Origin of the sequence: Clostridium sp. 'White wine YQ', assembly GCF_028728205.1 — a bacterium.
In the GTDB taxonomy this organism is placed as follows: Bacteria; Bacillota; Clostridia; order Clostridiales; family Clostridiaceae; genus Clostridium_T.
Window position 1 is genome coordinate 1935458 of the sequence record NZ_JAQYUU010000001.1, and the last position, 17699, is coordinate 1953156.

At 29.3% G+C, this 17699-nt stretch carries 17 protein-coding genes; 1 reads left to right on the forward strand and 16 read right to left on the reverse strand.

What is annotated here, in order from left to right:
- Positions 1-17: 17 nt before the first annotated feature.
- A complete protein-coding gene (locus tag PTZ02_RS09725) occupies positions 18-1079 on the reverse strand; it encodes a stage II sporulation protein P (RefSeq protein WP_274227592.1) in 1062 nt (353 codons plus the stop codon).
- Between the two features lie 77 nt (positions 1080-1156).
- Positions 1157-2131 (reverse strand): GPR endopeptidase, encoded by a 975-nt coding sequence (gene gpr / locus PTZ02_RS09730; protein ID WP_274227593.1) that lies wholly within the window; start codon positions 2129-2131, stop codon positions 1157-1159.
- Positions 2132-2320: 189 nt separating this feature from the next.
- Here gpr and rpsT point away from each other — a divergent pair, with 189 nt between their 5' ends.
- The gene (rpsT, locus tag PTZ02_RS09735; protein WP_202768356.1) at positions 2321-2584 is read left to right on the forward strand and encodes a 30S ribosomal protein S20; all 264 of its coding nucleotides are present in this window, start codon (positions 2321-2323) and stop codon (positions 2582-2584) included.
- Between the two features lie 32 nt (positions 2585-2616).
- On the opposite strand, the gene holA is transcribed toward rpsT, so the two are convergent.
- The 14 genes from holA to PTZ02_RS09805 form a co-directional block, all read right to left on the reverse strand.
- Positions 2617-3657 (reverse strand): DNA polymerase III subunit delta, encoded by a 1041-nt coding sequence (holA, locus tag PTZ02_RS09740; protein WP_274227594.1) that lies wholly within the window; start codon positions 3655-3657, stop codon positions 2617-2619.
- Positions 3658-3675: 18 nt separating this feature from the next.
- Complete coding sequence (locus PTZ02_RS09745; protein ID WP_274227595.1) at positions 3676-5343, reverse strand: ComEC/Rec2 family competence protein; 1668 nt, start codon at positions 5341-5343, stop codon at positions 3676-3678.
- Positions 5344-5390: 47 nt separating this feature from the next.
- Entirely contained in the window at positions 5391-7733 is a 2343-nt protein-coding gene (locus PTZ02_RS09750) for a P-type ATPase (RefSeq protein WP_274227596.1), read from the reverse strand.
- A 71-nt stretch (positions 7734-7804) separates the two neighbouring features.
- The gene (gene spoVAE, locus PTZ02_RS09755; protein ID WP_274227597.1) at positions 7805-8164 is read right to left on the reverse strand and encodes a stage V sporulation protein AE; all 360 of its coding nucleotides are present in this window, start codon (positions 8162-8164) and stop codon (positions 7805-7807) included.
- A 1-nt stretch (position 8165) separates the two neighbouring features.
- A complete protein-coding gene (gene spoVAD / locus PTZ02_RS09760) occupies positions 8166-9194 on the reverse strand; it encodes a stage V sporulation protein AD (protein WP_274227598.1) in 1029 nt (342 codons plus the stop codon).
- Between the two features lie 15 nt (positions 9195-9209).
- Positions 9210-9665, reverse strand: a complete 456-nt coding sequence (gene spoVAC, locus PTZ02_RS09765; protein WP_274227599.1) for a stage V sporulation protein AC — start codon at positions 9663-9665, stop codon at positions 9210-9212.
- Between the two features lie 113 nt (positions 9666-9778).
- Positions 9779-10534, reverse strand: coding sequence for an RNA polymerase sporulation sigma factor SigF (sigF, locus tag PTZ02_RS09770; protein WP_274227600.1), 756 nt, complete (start codon positions 10532-10534; stop codon positions 9779-9781).
- An 18-nt stretch (positions 10535-10552) separates the two neighbouring features.
- Positions 10553-10981, reverse strand: a complete 429-nt coding sequence (gene spoIIAB / locus PTZ02_RS09775) for an anti-sigma F factor (RefSeq protein WP_274227601.1) — start codon at positions 10979-10981, stop codon at positions 10553-10555.
- Positions 10982-10992: 11 nt separating this feature from the next.
- Positions 10993-11331, reverse strand: coding sequence for an anti-sigma F factor antagonist (spoIIAA, locus tag PTZ02_RS09780; protein WP_238883254.1), 339 nt, complete (start codon positions 11329-11331; stop codon positions 10993-10995).
- 353 nt (positions 11332-11684) lie between these two features.
- Positions 11685-13982: an AAA family ATPase gene (locus tag PTZ02_RS09785; protein WP_274227602.1), complete on the reverse strand. Its 2298-nt coding sequence runs from the start codon at positions 13980-13982 to the stop codon at positions 11685-11687.
- A gap of 546 nt (positions 13983-14528) precedes the next feature.
- Positions 14529-15203, reverse strand: coding sequence for a deoxyribose-phosphate aldolase (gene deoC, locus PTZ02_RS09790; protein WP_274227603.1), 675 nt, complete (start codon positions 15201-15203; stop codon positions 14529-14531).
- 72 nt (positions 15204-15275) lie between these two features.
- Entirely contained in the window at positions 15276-15608 is a 333-nt protein-coding gene (locus tag PTZ02_RS09795; RefSeq protein ID WP_274227604.1) for a hypothetical protein, read from the reverse strand.
- Positions 15609-15627: 19 nt separating this feature from the next.
- The gene (locus PTZ02_RS09800) at positions 15628-16671 is read right to left on the reverse strand and encodes a DNA polymerase IV (protein WP_274227605.1); all 1044 of its coding nucleotides are present in this window, start codon (positions 16669-16671) and stop codon (positions 15628-15630) included.
- Between the two features lie 51 nt (positions 16672-16722).
- The gene (locus PTZ02_RS09805; protein WP_274227606.1) at positions 16723-17625 is read right to left on the reverse strand and encodes a DUF4003 family protein; all 903 of its coding nucleotides are present in this window, start codon (positions 17623-17625) and stop codon (positions 16723-16725) included.
- Positions 17626-17699 lie beyond the last annotated feature (74 nt).

A 17699-nucleotide genomic window follows, 5' to 3' on the forward strand; every position in this document is an offset into this window, starting at 1 on the left:
TTTATTTTTTTATACCTTTATTTCCCATTTATATCTTCTGCCAATAATCTAGCTATATACTTTGCTGTATTTTGTGCCTCAACATTTGAGTTACAATTTGCCCCTACTTCTATAAGAATTGCATTTGGACTCTGATTTTGGTTAAAAGAATCTTTTCCTCTTCTATATTCATCTATTCCTCTGCTTAGCCCTGGAAAGATATTTCTTGATAATGTATTTAACTTATCAGTTAACGCTTTATTTTTAGGATAATATTGATTATTTTGAGCTAAAACAAACATTATTCTTGCAACACTTTCACCATTTATAGTGGCTGTTACAGGTGTTTTATTTTCCATAGCATCTCTATGCAAATCAATAATGATTTTAAAACTATTATACTTTTTTAAATATTTGCTTAAGGTCTCCCCTGATCTTTTATAACTATCATCATATGATAATGAATGAATAGTAGTATCATGTATTGTTGCAATGCCATAGTTTTCCTCAAGCTCTTTTGTTAATGCATTCCCAACTCCTACTACGCTCATATTAGGATCATTGCTCTCAGCAGTTGCTGGCGAATATGATTCCATAGTATGTGAGTGATAAATAAGTACCTCTGGCTTATCAATATTAAGTGCCTTTTTAAGTTTTGGATCGTATGCCTTTGATACTATATTTGTGCCCTCCTTAGGCATTTCTTCTGGCGTATACTTAATTATACTTTTATCATTAAGCTCAAAAGGGTCTAGTGTAGCTATGGTGTTTTCATCATACTCCATATTATTAGGCAATTCCTTAAAGTAAGGAATTTCATTTTTTACTACAGTAAAGAAGTTGATATCTTCTATGCCTAAAATACCTGCTACATAATTTTGCATAGTTAAACTTCCGTTATCCTTACTTGGTAAATCCAATGAATTTAAATATGGCATTCCCTTATTTAACATATCAATATACAAATTAGAATTATGAAATTGCTTTGATAATATAATGTAAGTACTCCTTAATGCAAATGTTGCAATTAGCAATGTAATAATAATCTTTTTTACATTAAATTTAACTCCTCTACTTCTGACTAATCTATCTTGCAGCAAAATAAATTCCCCCTCTCTCTTTATAATTTATATGGGGGAATTTACATAATTATTATTAAAATTTCTTAATTATATTTTTAATTCATAAATTTATTTATATCATCCATATCTAATTGAGGTTGTAATGCCATATTAATACCATCTGCAATTATTTTCGATACAGAATCTATTACCACATCAACTTCTTTTGGTGTAACCATTAAATCTCCAATATAAGGATTTAATACTTCCTTAATCATTTTACTTTTTTCTCTTTTATCAATGTTCTTTAGCATTTTATAAAAATCTCCGCCTTTTTCAGCAGATTGTATCATTTCATCTAACACCAAGTCTATGGTGTCATTTGCAATTGTAGCCGCATCTACCACCGTTGGAACTCCTATTGCTATAACTGGTATACCTAAATTTTCTTTATTAATCTGCATCCTATGGTTTCCTACTCCAGCACCAGGTGATATTCCAGTATCTCCAATTTGTATAGTTCTATTAACACGCTCTAATCTTCTAGAAGCTAAGGCATCAATACATATTACAATTGAAGGTCTGATTTTATCAACGATTGATTTTATTATCTCTCCTGTTTCTATTCCTGTTGTGCCAAGAACTCCTGGGGCTAAAGCACAAACAGAAGTAACAGAATCATCAATTGAATCTGGCATTACTGATTTAAGATGTCTTGTTATCATAATTTTTTCTGTAACCTTTGGACCTAAGGAATCAGGTGTAACATTCCAATTTCCTAGACCTACAACAAGTGCGGTATCATTTTCTTTTATCCTAATTATATCTTTCAAACTATCAGCTAAGGTATTTGATACTCTCTCCATTATTTCTCCATCATAGTGAGTATATTCTGGAACTTCTATAGTTATATAGTTTCCCTTTGGTTTTCCCATTTTAATAGCACCATCTTCATTAACCACTTCTACACTTGTAACTTTTATATCATCCTTATTTTCTTCTTTTACTATTACTCCATCAATTTCGCCTTTATGCTGCTTTTTATATAATTCTCTAGCCTCTATTGCTAAATCAGTTCTTACGTTATACATAAAATATGCCTCCTTTTCTGATATGTCTCTAGTTTTCCCACAGAGTTGACATATTATTTTATTTAATAAAAAAATTTCACTTGAATTAAAAAATATTCAATGTTATAATATGGTTTGTTGAATGTGAACTCGAAAGCAGATTTCCCCAAAACTGCGGAGGCCCTAAAAAATTGAAGGGGGTGAAAAGGAATGGCAAATATTAAATCAGCTAAAAAGAGAATTAAGGTTATAGAAACTAAAACTCTTAGAAATAAGATGTTAAAATCAGCACTTAAAACTGCTATAAAGAAGTTTGAAGTTGCTGTAGATGCAAAGAACGCAGAAGACGCTAAGGTTGCTTTTGCTGGAGCTGTTAGATCTTTAGATATGGCTACTTCAAAAGGAATTGTTCATAAGAACATGGCTGCAAGAAAAAAATCAAGATTAGCTGCAAAGTTAAAGACTTTAGCTTAATTTTATAAACCGGTCCATTAAGGACCGGTTAATTATTTTTTAGTGGTTCTTACAGTAGAAATCAATAAGAATTCCATTTCTGTTAATATATTTGTTGAAACACTCTTTATTCGTTTTTCTGTCATAATACAAAGTTTCATACACTCTTCTAATTGACCAACAGTAAATTTATTACTTTGTTTAACTAACTTCTCCATTACGAATGGATGCATTCTCATCTCAGTAGCTATGACCTGTGAAGATAACCCTTTCTGAGTCTTTAGTCTTATTTCATAAAGTTTTCTAAATTGACCTTCTATTAATGATAATAATCTATTTAAGTTTTCACCTTTAAATATTAGTTCATTCATGAGCATAATAGCTTTTTCAGGTTTCTTTTCTGATATAAAGTCTATTAAGTCAAACACATCATCATCACCTTCTGATGGCAATAATTGATCTATATCATTTTTAGTTATAGGTCGATCCAAAGTATAATTTACCAACTTCTCTATTTCACTTTTAATTATATCTAAGTTCTTCTCAACTTTAGTTATAAAATATTTTAATTCTACTTTTCCAATCTCTTTATTATATGACGCAAATATATCTAAAGCTTCTTTAGATAGTCTATCTTCTTTTTGCTTATCTATATGTACTAATGTAGTACTCTTATCCAATGCCGCTAGTGTCTTATATTTCTTATTATTAGGCTTATCTCTTTTATCATCTAATAGCACATAGGTTAAGAGAACCAAATATGAAGGTGTATTTTTGAAATACTCTATTACTCTCTTAAGTTCACTTTCTGGAAAATCCTTTGAACCCTTTAAAAAATTAGCTCTATATATAATAACTACTTTCCTATCACTCATAAAAGGAAGAGTTTCACAAGCATTTATTATTGTCTCTGACGTTATATTAACACCATCTAGCTTTATATAATTAAAGTCCTTAAGATCATCTGAGAGAGCCTTCTTCGAAATATTTTCAATGGTCTCCTTCATTAACGCTTCATCTGTACCTGCTAAAATATATGAATTTTTAATATTGTTACTTTTAATTTCTCTCTCAAGTTCATTTAGTTTTATCACTTTTAATTCCTCGCTAACTTAAAACCTAATTACTTTGTCTCCCAAAATAAAAATCGTTTCATCTTCTCTAAGAGTTATTATATCATATTTTTCTTTATTTTTAATTAAAGAAAAGCGATACACCTTCTTATTATTAGTTCTTATATTAAGCATATTATTATTTATATAGAAGCTATCACCTACAGAGTTTAACGGTATTATACTTTTATTTTTATACTGAGTATTATTAATAGCACTCACTTTACTATTTGTTACTCTATATTTCCATATATCTCCCTTATAGCTAATTCTGATATCCTTACTATTACTTATATTTATTTTTGTAATTGGAGAATAGATATAAATACATAATGGAATTATTAAAACTACAGGTATGTATTTAAATTCATTAAATCCTTTCTTAATAAAATAATAACATCCAAGACAAATAATATAATAGTATACTAGTTCTCTTTCAATACTCATCAAAGGCAATGATATTATTTCCATAAATTTTAATACTAAATTAATTAAGCCATTTATAATTCCAGCGACCCTAACCAAAATATCAAAGCAAAAGCCCCACCAATATGTTAAAAGTAATAAGTTACCTAAAATAACTACAATACTAAAAAAAGGCATTAACACTAGGTTTGTTAATAGTGAATTAACGGAGAAATATCCTATTGAAATTCCAACTATAGGATAAGTTAAAACTTGAGGGGAAATACTTATGGCCATTGCTTCTCTTAAATATTTAGGATATTTATATAACTTTTTATTTAATGGAGTATTAAATATTATTATTCCTAGTGTAGCTAAATAAGATAATTGAAAACCTAAATCCAAGGGACTATATGGAGTTATTAAACATATTAATATTCCTGATAAGGATAAGGATGAAATAGGATTGTACTCCTTATATATCTTTTCTCCAATTTTTAATATCAGAATCATAAGAAATGATCTTAAGGTGGCTGATGATGCTCCAGTGAATAACGTATAAAATGCACAGGTTATTAAAGCAACTTTATAGCCAAAAAGCTTTTCTAATAGCTTATATATAAGAGCCATATGAAATCCAGATACAGATATTATATGTATTAATCCCCAATACTTCATATCATTCTTTTGTTCTAATGTTAATCCATCTACATATCCAAAAGAAACTGCTGATATCATGGCTGCGGATTCTTTCCCTAATTTACTTTCTACTTTCTTATAAATTCCCTCTTTATAATCATATATGTAGGAAATCAAATCCCTCTTTTCTTGTTTATAATCCCTCTCATAAATAGTACCTACAATGCCTTTATCCATTTCCTTGCTTGGGGTAAAATCTCCTTTTATTAGATATTTACTCCCAAGGTTAAAACTTAGTTTACTTCCCTGAATTATAACTTTTCTTCCTTTATAAATCCCTGTAAATTTTCCATAATTCTGATTTGTAATTCTTACTAAATAGCTTCCATCATTAACTTTTGGGATAGAATAATAGAAATGATTACTACCTATACTTAATGCAAAGAATAAGAAAAATATTATGGTACTTTTCTTGCCACCGAACCAGAATATAATAACAAATGAAATCACTGATAATATTACGTATGATAAATTAAAGTTTGAATTATATATAATAGAACCTAAAATCAAGCAAATAAAAACTGTTACTAACGGATTCTTTAAAATAATATTTTCATTATGCAAAAAATAGCACCTCCCTTTCAATTCTTACCTAGGGAAGTGCTATTAATTCACTCTACTTCTGCTTTTTTAAATCTAACATCAAATGTTGCTATTAAAGTTAACAATAAAAATGCTCCTACTGCTGTAAACCCATAGTCTACCATGTCTATTGTCAAAATCTTTACAACAATACTACCAACTACTATTACCATTCCTCTTAAAAATATATTTTTAGGAGTTATTTCAAACATGTTTTTCTTAAATATATTTCTGATAAGTATTAAAGGTAAAATCAAAATGTTAACTGCTAAGATAGTCAATTCATTTGATATCGCTTGTCCATAAAATTCAAAAGAAATTAAACTAATTAAGCATTCTGCAATAATTAATATCCAATAAAATGCCTTTCCTGATTTTATCTTTTTGTTGATTTCTCTCTTTAATGATTTCAAAAATAATAATTTTTCTAAACAATCTTCTTTTATATATAGGTCTGCTACCTTCTTTACTAGTGCTGATGCTTTACCTTTAGCAATCGCTAATGTAGAAAGTGCAAGTAAAGGCAAATCTATAACTTCTTCTCCTGTACAGCAAACCTTATAATTATCTTCTTTAAACATAGTAAATATAGCATTTTTTAGTTCTGGAACAATCTTCGAAAATACTTTAGTTTTAGAAAGAATCTCTATTTTCTCTTCTTTAGTTGAGTTGATTAATTCTATACCCGATATTACCTCAGTATCATCTCCAATTAACCCTACTTCTTTGCCTACAGTAGCTGCAGTTATTTTATTATCCTCAGTTATCAAAATAGGGTGAATTTTTTCTCTTATTAATCTTCTTAACAAATCATTAATACTTGGATTTGTTGGATTCTCTAATGCTATTATTCCAACGAATACTAAATTACTTTCTATGTTTTCTGATGTGGAAGGTTCATAACTGAAATTTCTATAGGCTACTCCCTGAGTTATTAATCCTTCTTTAGATATTTCATAATCCTTTTCCCTTATTACTTCTCTTTCTTCATCTGTAAATTCTACTTCTACTCCATCCTTCATTATATGAGTACAATAATCTAGAAGCTCATCTAAATTACCTTTTATATTAGCTCTATATCCTTTTCCAACCTTATTTATCGTTGTATATATACGCTTACTAAAATCCATTGGAATATCAAATACTCTTCTATTTTTACTATCTACTTGAGCTTTATAAATATGCTTTATCCCTGCATATTTAAGTATTGCTATATCTTTCAAATCTCCTGTTCCACTATCATCAGAAGAATTATAGGTAGCATTATTAACTAGTAAACCTATTTCCATAAGCCTAATAAAGTTGAAATTCGACTTGTCATCCTCTTCTAAGTTAGTATACTTTCCATCTGTGAAAATCTTTGATACATTCATCTGTGTTTTAGAAATTGATCCTACTTTATCAATAAATAAAACTTCAATGTCATCTATCAAATCAATCCATGAAGGGTTTAATATATTAATATTCTCTTTATCAGCAGTTTTGTTAATTATCCTTAAAAATAGCATCATTACAATGATACTTCCAAAGGAAGTAGATGATATAAGAATACTAAATATAAAGTTTTGATCTGTTCCTTTAAGCATTGTTCCTAAAACTATTACTATTATCCCAAATAATAGCGATAAGGTTAGCGTTTTATTCCATTGATTTTCTGCCTTATCATTTATAGTTTCTTTTCTAATATTAGTGCTATTTAGCATATTCATTATCTTTCCAAGCTGTGTATAATTACCTGTTGCAATAACTATTCCAGTAACTTGTCCCGAAACAACCTTCGTACCTTTAAAAAGTATATTTTTAATTTCACCTAAACTTGTTATTTCTTGAGTTAACTTACTTTCATATTTTTCTGATAAAAATTCTTCTCCTGTTAAGCTTTTCTCATTTACTTTTAAATTATCAGAACTTATTATTCTAATATCTGCTGGAACTATGGATCTATCATCTATTATTACAATATCTCCTACTACCAATTCTTCCGAATTAATTAGCTTATCTCTGCCGTCCCTAACAGCTGTAATTTTACCATAGCTAATAGCACTTAAAGTTGTCATTTCTTTTTTTCTGTTAACAAGTTGTCTTAATTTTAAAATTAAAATTCCAGTAGGAATAGCTAACGTAAAAATCGAACTAAGATATTTTCCTAAATAAACTCCATAAATACAAATTAAAATAGGTATAATAAACCAAACATTCTTAATAGATTTGAAAGTGGTTTTCCATGCTTTTTCTTCAAAAATAATATTTATTTTATTACTTCCCCACTTATCTCTTCTTTTTAAAATCTCAGCTTCACTTAACCCATAATCAATATCACTTTCTAGAAATTCTACTACCTTATTCCAGGAGTTCAAATACCAATTAATCAAAAAAATCACTCCCTGCAAAATGTATAATATAATTTATCGTCCAATATTCAAAAATCCTAAGACCTTAGCCCTTAGGATTTTGTTTTAGGATTAAAAATCAACGCCATAACATAACCAAAAAACACTGCAGCGGTTATTCCCCCAGCTGTCCCTTTTATTCCTCCTGTAAATGCTCCAATTAAACCTTTTTCATTAACTTCCTTAATTGCTGCCTTTGCTAATGCATTTCCAAAGCCAGGCAAAGGAACACTTGCTCCAGCTTTTCCTATTTCAAGTAATTTATCATATATATTAAAAGCTCCAAGTATAGCACCAAGAGTTACAAATACTACCAGTATTCTTCCAGGAGTAAGCTTGGTTTTATCCATTAATATTTGAGCTACTACACAAATAGTCCCACCTACTATGAATGAACTTAAATAATCATTCACCTTACATCACTCCCTCTTTATCATACTCTATTACTACTCCATGTGCTATACCGGGAATACTTTCTCCCTGAAGCGATGAAGTGTTGCTCATTAGTGCACCAGTTGATACTAAAAATACCCTCTTAATTTCTCCTGCCATTAACTTCTTATATAAGTAACCACATGCTATTACAGCTGAACATCCACAACCACTGCCACCAGAATTAGTTTTTTGCTTCTCGTTATCGTAAATTATTTCTCCGCAATCTATATAACATTTACTCATATCATAACCATATTCCATCATAAGCCTTTGAGTCAATTCCTTCCCAAACTTGCCTAAGTCACCAGTAGCTATGATATCATAATCGTCAGGCCCTCTTCCTAAATCCTTAAAGTTTCTACAGATTGTGTCAACAGCCGCTGGCGCCATTGCTGCTCCCATATTCCCTGCATCTTTAATTCCATAATCTTTTACGACCCCTGTAGTTACATGAGTAATTCTAGGAAAATTACCTTCATTCGCTAAAACCATGGCTCCTGCACCTGTTACGGTCCATTGCGCTGTTTCTGGTCTTTGGCTCCCATATTCTAACGGAAACCTAAATTGTCTCTCTGCAGCTGAAAAATGTGATGATGTACTTGCTACTACGTATTTTGCAAATCCCCCATCCATTATTAGCGAAGCTAAGCCTAATGATTCTGCCATTGTTGAACATGCTCCATAGAGTCCAAAGAAAGGAATGTCTAATTCTCTTGCAACAAAATTTGATGATGTCAACTGATTTAAAAGATCCCCAGCAAATAAGTAATTTATATCATTTTCACTTAGGTTTGCTTTTCTTATGCTATCTTTTATTGTGCTATACATAATAGAGCTTTCTGCTTGTTCAAAGGTTTCTTTTCCGTTCTTATCATCTTCTAATATTGTATCAAAATATTCGCTTAATGGACCCATGCCTTCTTTAGGTCCAACAGTAGTTGACGAAGCAATTATCTTGGGAGGATTTTGAAGCTCAACAGTTTGTAGTCCTCTGCGCTTATTATCCATAATTATCCCTCTTTCTTATAGAAAATTAATAAAGTAATGTATAATTCCAATTATTACAGATGTTCCTATTCCATATACTAGAACCGGTCCAGCAATTGTGAACATTTTTGCTGCTACTCCTAAAATAAATCCTTCTTTTTTAAACTCAATTGCAGGGGATACCACAGCATTTGAAAATCCTGTTATTGGGACAACAGTACCTGCTCCTGCAAAAGAAGCAATCTTATCGTATATTCCAAATCCAGTTAATAGTGCTCCTATGAATATCATTATTATGGGAATCCAAATTACTACGTCTTCTTTTGATATGTTAAAGCTTAAAAGTATATCTGTTAATCCCTGTCCAATTACACAGATAAGACCTCCTACCCAAAAAGCATTTATGCAGTTCCTTAGGAGCTTTGGTTTTGGTTCTAACTCCTTAGAAAGCTTATAAAATTCTTTTTTTATTTTTCCTTCTTTTTTATTCAAATTACATTCCCCGTTTCTATTAAAGGATATATTTATTATTTCCCAAAAAAATAGTTCTATGATTATTAATAATCATAGAACTATTTTTAGGTTTTTTTATAAAACCCTCTATATTAATCTCCTAATTTTTTTCTCATTTCCAATAAAACTTTCTTTTCAATTCTTGAAACTTGTACTTGAGAAATGCCTAGTAATCTTGCCACCTCGACTTGTGTTTTATCTTTAAAATATCTTAATAAAATTATTTGCCTTGATTTTAAATCTATACCTCTCAAAGCCTCTTTTAAAGCTATTTTATCAACCATACTTGTATCTTCAATTCCAGTTTCACTCAATTTATCAATTAAAAGTACTGGAGAACCATCCTCTTGATGTATAGTATCATAAAGGTACTGCAAGGAGGAAGTTGACTCTAGGGCAAAAACGATTTCTTCCTTTTCTATTGAAGAATATTCTGAAAGCTCTTCTAATGTTGGTTCTCTATTTAATTTTTTAGTTAACTCTTCCTTAAAGAAATGCAATTTTTTAGCTAATGTTTTCGTGTTCCTACTTACTTTTATTATTCCATCATCTCTTAAAAAACGTTTAATTTCTCCTATTATCATTGGAACTGCATAGGTTGAGAACTTAACATTATAAGAATCATCAAAATTTTTAATAGCCTTCACTAATCCAATTGACCCTATTTGAAGTATATCCTCATAGTCGTAACCTCTGTTTAGAAACTTTTTACTTAAGGAAGCAACAAGTGGCATATTCATCTGGATTAATTTATCCATAGCTTCCTTACTTCCATCTTTTGATAATCTAATTAACTCTGAATTATCGTTGTAGTTATATTCATCTATTTTCATATCACTTTTACTCATATAACTTCATCACCTAGCCTATACCGAGTTGAACTTTTTTTCTAATATTATCTTTGTCCCCTTGCCTAACTCACTTTCAACTTCTAAGGAATCCATAAAGCTCTCCATTACTGTAAATCCCATTCCACTTCTCTCTAAGTCAGGTCTTGAAGTATAAAGTGGTTCTTTTGCTTTTTCAATATTTTCAATCCCAACTCCATGATCTTCAATTACTACCTTTACTTCATTACCTTCTATATAAACTTCTATTTTAATAGTCTCATTAGGATTATTCTCATACCCATGTATTATAGAATTTGTAACGGCTTCAGAAACTGCAGTTTTAACATCTGTTAACTCCTCAAGAGTTGGATCTAATTGTGATACGAAAGCAGCTACAGCAACTCTCGCAAATGCCTCATTTTCTGACTTACTTAAAAACTCAATTTTCATACTATTATCAATCATCTTCACTCCCCCTAATTATTGCAGTTTATAGCTTCCTCTATGCTATCATAAGCCTTAATAATTTTAAATAATCCTGAAAGTTCAAATACTCTCTTAACATTTTTTGTGGCTTCTGCAATAACAACTTTTCCACTTTTACTTGATAACTTTTTATATCTTCCTATTACTACACCAATGCCAGAGCTATCCATAAATGTCACTGCAGAAAAATCTAATATTAAATTTTTAACTCCATCTCTATCAATCCTATCATCTATTTTAACACGTACTTCCTCAGCACTATGATGATCTAATTCTCCTCGTAAAGTTACTATTAATTTATCATTACTTTTATTGAATTTTAGATACATAACTTTTACTCCAAAGCAAATTGCTTTAGAGTTCCACACCTCCTTTTCTTTATCTGCCGTTTCCTTCTTTTTCCTTATATTACCATATTATAACTTATGTAGTCAAAGGATTTTTATTTATTCTTGAATTTATATTACTTTTATAGGGTTTTAAGTTCATTTATTAACTTATTCATGCCTGAAAATGTCCAGAAGCCGACATTTTCAAACAAGTATAAGTTTAGTTTCCTATAAAAAACCCTATAAGCTACTTTTATGAAAAATTGATTATATAACCTTGAATACTAATTCAATTTTAATCATAAGAAAACCCCAAGAATTACATTAGTAATTTCTTGAGGTCTATTTTAGTTCTATAACTTTTTCATGCTTTTATATTTATCTACTTCACTTTTCAACGTACCAAGAAGATTTTCAATAGTCTCTCCTTCTTTCAGCATAAGAATTTCTAATGCATCTGATAATGTATCCATAGTATAAATAGTAAATGTTCCTTCTTTTACAGCTTTTTCAACCTTTGGATTTAGCACAATTTCATCTGCATTTAATGAAGGTATAAGCACTCCCTTATTCTCCACATTATTCATTAGCGAACATACATTAAAAAACCCTTCAATTTTCTCATTAACTCCTCCAATAGGCTGCACCTCTCCAAACTGATTTATAGATCCTGTGACTGCTATATTTTGTCTTACTGGTATTTTACTTAATGAGGAAAGAATTGATATTAATTGTGCCACTGATGCTGAATCTCCATCTAACATTCCATAGGTTTGTTCAAAACTCAAATGGAAATCTACTGGCATGGTCTCATATGCTGAGAAAAAGTTACTTAGTACTCCATGTATTATAGCTACAGATTTACTATGAATATTGCCACTTAAATTACTCTCTTTTTGAGCATCAATTATTCTTCCTTGCCCTTTTGTACAAATGGATGTTACCCTAATAGGCTTTCCAAAACTTAAATATCCTAAATCTATAACAGATAATGCATTTACTGCCCCGATTCTCTCACCCATTACATCCAAAAGAACTTTTTTATCGCCATAAGATTTTAATATTTCTTTTTCAACTAATTCCTGATCATATAATCCTTCGATTATGGCTTTTTCAGTAATTTCATTTCCATATATTTTGGAATAGTTATCTGCTAAAAATAATATTTTTTCAATTTCTTTTTTATTAATATAAATCTTTTTACGATTAGAAGCTTTACGTGATAAATATTTAAATATCTCTTTTATGGCAGGTTCTGTAACTTTATGAAGATTATTTTTATCAACCACCTCTAAGATGCTATTCATAATCTCAGAGATAACTTGATTATTTATATCCACAACTGGATTGAATTGTGATCTTAACGAAAATAGATTTTCGAAATCTTCATCATAGTTATATAGCAAATCATAACTTTCAAAATCTCCAATTAATATTACCTTTAGATTTATATCAATTGGTAATGGTTTGAGTCCATTTAATGACAGAAGTTCAAAATACCCTCTATTAAAATCATAGGAAACCTTTTGATTTAAAAGTGTCTTTTTTAAATAGTAGTAACTACCTGCATTGTTAACTAGAGAGCTCATACGTAAAATTAAACATCCCTCATTTGCTTTTAAAATAGAACCGGCTGTAATTAGTGAGATATCTGTTGTATACACTCCATTATGATTTTCATATTCTATATTTCCTAAAAGATTATTAATAGTCGGATCTTCTTCAAATATAACTCTAGGAGTTTTATTATCGCTGTTGTCTACTATTACATTTACTACATACTTATTTATTATTTCTATGATCTTATCTTCATCATCATCAAAATTCATAGTATAATTTTCTATTAATGCTTCTTGAATATCATAATTAACAAACTTAAAATATTCTAAAGAGTTTTCATCATCCACAAGATCTTTTTCATATTTACTTTCATTTGCTAATTGAATTTTTTTAAGATATTCTTTTAAAATGTCTTTTATTTTCTTAATTGAAGTTATTTCTAACTCCTTTAATTCTTCTAATATTTCAGCTGCATCACTTTTTAATTTGCTTGCCTTATTTAAAATATCTTCTCTATCCTTATGCTTAAGTGTGTCGTATTCCTTTTCTGTCATTGCAATGCCTTCTTTTAGTGGAATAAATGCAAAACCCTGGCTGGTTGACTTAAGATCAAACCCTTGATTTTTTGCTAAATCTATTAAAACCCCAATATGGTGACTTCTCTTCTTATAAATGTCATCAAGGATATCTTCTTTTTCCTTGTTGTCAGAAGAATTATAAAAATCAACTATTGCATCAAAATAATCTTCTTTGATTAATTCTATTACCTTTTTCAACTTTTTCCCTAGGGAGTTTTTTACTAAAAGTGGTGTTGGATATCTTGAATCTTCATATATTACATAACAAATATCTTTTGGACTCTCCTTACTACTAAGAGATTCATTTACATAATTCATGATATTTTCTATCTTATCCTTTGAAAAGGAGTCTACAACATATACATTGTATCCTTCCTTATTAATATTAAAAGCAAACTTAATCTTCTTATATACATCATAATACTCTGGAAGGTTATTTTTTTCCCTCAATGGAAATGCATTATTTAAATCAATATTATATATAACTTCATCGATTGGCAATATTCTCTTCATAGGCTTTAACCACTCGTGAGAGTAGTTTCCTCCTTAAAATAATTGTTTATATATAAATATTCCAAATAGTCTATTTTAGGCATAGTTTTTATTTAAATAGTAAAAAAATCGTCAAGGCGATTATGAGCCGTCGATTTTTTTCTCGCATCTGCCTTTCCAAACGAATGTGAGGAAAATTTGGCAGGCGACTAATTCTTTTTTTACTCTTTATGGATATCCATTGAATCCTTAAATTATAATTCAAACTTATAATTTTATCCACAACCTTAAAATATTATAAATTCCTAAAGAGTAAAAAAATCGTCAAGGCGATTATGAGCCGTCGATTATTTTCTCGCATCTGCCTTTCCAATCGAATGTGAGGAAAATTTGGCAGGCGCCTAATTCTTTTTTTACTCTTTATGGATATCCATTGAATCCTTAAATTATAATTCAAACTTATAATTTTATCCACAACCTTAAAATATTATAAATTCCTAAAGAGTAAAAAAATCGTCAAGCACAATTATGAGCTGACGATTTTCCAAAAAATATTTTATTAACTTTTTAATAATTTCCTTTTGCTGTTCTTCCTTCAACTATTTCAATAGAAGAGGATGCTCCTATTCTTGTTGCTCCATTTGCAACTACAGCTTCAGCATCAGCTAAGCTTCTAACTCCACCAGATGCTTTAACTCCCATATCAGGACCTACTGTTTCTCTCATTAATTTTATGTCTTCTGGAGTAGCTCCACCAGTTGAAAATCCTGTTGAAGTTTTTACAAAATCAGCACCTGCCTCTTTTGCAAGCTTACATGCCATTACCTTCTCTTCATCATTTAGAAGGCAAGTTTCAATTATCACTTTTGTAAGCGCTTTACCTTTTGCGGCATTAACAACAGCTTTTATATCTTCTCTTACATAGTCATAATCCTTATCTTTAAGTCTTCCTATATTTATAACCATATCTACTTCATGTGCACCATTTGCTATTGCATCTTCTGTTTCAAAAGCTTTAACCTTTGAAGTATTTGCTCCTAAAGGGAATCCTATAACTGTACAAACTTTAACTTCTGTTCCAGCAACTAATTCAGCAGCTAACTTAACATTTGTTGGGTTAATGCATACAGATGCAAAATTGTATTTTACTGCTTCTTCACATATTTTTTTAACACTTTCAATACTTGCTTCTGGTTTAAGTATAGTATGGTCTATTATTTTAGCTAATTCACTACTATTCATAATTTAAAACCTCACCTTCGAAAACTTTTTCAAACAAATTATAAAGCAAATTTAGCATTATGTCTACCTTATTTATTTCTCTACAATGTAAATTGAAAATAATGTAACTTGAATAAAATATAATATTATATTATTTAATCCAATAGGAAATACCATTAATAAGTTTATTATGAGTAATAGCTCCAAAGGTATTAAAACATAGTATTTTATTGCTTTTATTCCCAAGGAAATAAGAATAAATAAAATTAGAAGTCCTCCTATTATTGAGAGAATAGCAGATGATACAAAATCAAATTCTAGACCTCTCCACTTAAATCCAACTGTATAAAATAAGTAAAATAAACTTAAAAAAATATTAAATATAATTAAGAAAGTAAAGCTTCCCCATTTAGCTAGTCTTTTCATCTTTCCTCCATAAGTAGTTCTAAAACAATCTCATTTGATACATAGTATTTTCTTTTAATGAAGAAATGGATAACCCTATAAGTCTTAGGTCTTCTTCAATACTCTCTTCAGTTAAAATACTAAAAGACTCATTAAATATATCTTCATAACTATTAATATAAGTATTAAGGGTCTTGCTTCTTGTATGGGATTTAAAATCCCATGTTTTATATTTTATAGTTATGGTTCTTCCAGATAATTCTCTTTGAGATAATAGATATGCTATTTCTCTTGAAAAATTCTCTAAGTAAGGTCTTAGCTCATTTATGTCATTGGTATTATGTTTCAAAGTTGTTTCCTTACCTATGGATTTTCTTTCATGACTTATTTTAACTGGTCTATTATCTATTCCTCTTATTCTATCGTAGATTTCGTTACCAAATTTACCAAAATAATATGAAAATAATTCTTTAGGTAATTTATATAATTCATGTACCTTAAATACCCCGATATTATTCAATTTTTGCACTGATTTGACCCCTAACCCATATACCTTTGAAATTGGTAAAGGGAATAGAATTTCTGGCATCATTTCTTTTGTTATTTCCATGATTCCATCAGGTTTATTCCAATCTGATGCTAGTTTTGCAAGAAACTTATTATAAGAAATCCCTACGGATATTGTTAAACCAAGTTCTGTTTTAACTCTATTCTTTATATATTTTGCTGCTTCCATTGTTTCAAATTTTGAAGAGGTTATATCTATGTATGCCTCATCAATAGAAAGAGGTTCTATTATATTAGAAACTTCTTCTAAGATATCAAATACCTTCTTTGAAATTTCCTTATATCGTCCATATCTTACAGGCAGAAAGATTCCATGTGGACATCTCTCTTTAGCCATAAAAATAGGCATAGCAGAATGTACCCCATAAGCCCTCGCCTCGTATGAACATGTTGACACTACTCCTCTTTCACTTGTTCCTCCAACAATAACGGGTTTCCCCTTCAAGGATTTGTTATCCATAACCTCTACGGAGGCAAAAAAAGCATCCATATCTACATGAATTATTCTTCTTTCCATAACTCCTCTTTTCAAATAATTACGTGAATTTATAATTGAGTTAATTCATAATTACGTTAATTCACTTAAAATAGACATTTCCTGTGTCTTTGTAAAGTTAAATATACAAATTGCAATAAGTTCACATATTTCATCCTTAATTAGTTTTTCTTCATTAATTATTACTAGAGCAAAAGATAAAAATTTTCTAAAACTTTTATCCATAAACAATTGCAACTCAGTGTGTTCTTCAAGAAAGTCTTGGCATTTCTCGAATTTATTCGTGTATTTATTATAATCCTTAAAAAACAAAGGATATAAAATAGCATATTGATGTTCTATTTTATTGTCTATAATACTACTATCTATATCAAACTTTTCATTATATATTAAAGACATATTTACAATATCTTGAGTGATATTTGAACTTTTAGCTTCTAAGTTCTCATATAAATTAAAACATTCCTTATAGTTTTTTTCAATATATTCTAATGTAATTTCTTTAGCTACCATCAAAGCCACTATAGGATAATCTTCTTCCCATGTAATTTTGGAATTTTTCCTTTGAATTTTAATAAAAATATTATGAAATTTATTAACAAAATCTTCTTTTCCATACTCAGATAGAATATAACATGCTAATGCTAGATATCCTCCTTCTTTATACCCCAAAGATTTTAATTCCTCTTCTATATTTATTAATTCATCTACTTTTAATTTATAGTCCTCATGTTTTAGTGAAATCAGTAGTGATACTATGTATAGACCTGTCCCCCTAAATGATGAATGCCAAGGAGTATTTTTAGAAAAATACTTTCTTATATTTTTTACATTGATTGTATTAATTTCCTTCTTATTAACCATTTCTAGTAAAGCTGCAAAGTAATTTAAATATTCTCCATCAAATCTTAAATCTAATTTTACTCGATTATATTTTTCTATAATTATATTTGATAACTTTCTAACATTATCCATGTAAAACAACTCCAGTTAAGTATATTATTTTATAGGTTATTTAATAACCTATTATAATTATTACATTTATTTTA

Bases quoted from the DNA above. Each gene is read 5' to 3' on its own strand.
- PTZ02_RS09800 (WP_274227605.1), bottom strand. From the start codon at position 16,671: ATGGAAAGAAGAATAATTCATGTAGATATGGATGCTTTTTTTGCCTCC.
- PTZ02_RS09805 (WP_274227606.1), bottom strand. From the start codon at position 17,625: ATGGATAATGTTAGAAAGTTATCAAATATAATTATAGAAAAATATAAT.
- spoIIAA (WP_238883254.1), bottom strand. From the start codon at position 11,331: ATGTATCTAAAATTCAATAAAAGTAATGATAAATTAATAGTAACTTTA.
- PTZ02_RS09785 (WP_274227602.1), bottom strand. From the start codon at position 13,982: ATGAAGAGAATATTGCCAATCGATGAAGTTATATATAATATTGATTTA.
- spoIIAB (WP_274227601.1), bottom strand. From the start codon at position 10,981: ATGATTGATAATAGTATGAAAATTGAGTTTTTAAGTAAGTCAGAAAAT.
- deoC (WP_274227603.1), bottom strand. From the start codon at position 15,203: ATGAATAGTAGTGAATTAGCTAAAATAATAGACCATACTATACTTAAA.
- sigF (WP_274227600.1), bottom strand. From the start codon at position 10,534: ATGAGTAAAAGTGATATGAAAATAGATGAATATAACTACAACGATAAT.
- spoVAD (WP_274227598.1), bottom strand. From the start codon at position 9,194: ATGGATAATAAGCGCAGAGGACTACAAACTGTTGAGCTTCAAAATCCT.
- PTZ02_RS09795 (WP_274227604.1), bottom strand. From the start codon at position 15,608: ATGAAAAGACTAGCTAAATGGGGAAGCTTTACTTTCTTAATTATATTT.
- rpsT (WP_202768356.1), top strand. From the start codon at position 2,321: ATGGCAAATATTAAATCAGCTAAAAAGAGAATTAAGGTTATAGAAACT.
- gpr (WP_274227593.1), bottom strand. From the start codon at position 2,131: ATGTATAACGTAAGAACTGATTTAGCAATAGAGGCTAGAGAATTATAT.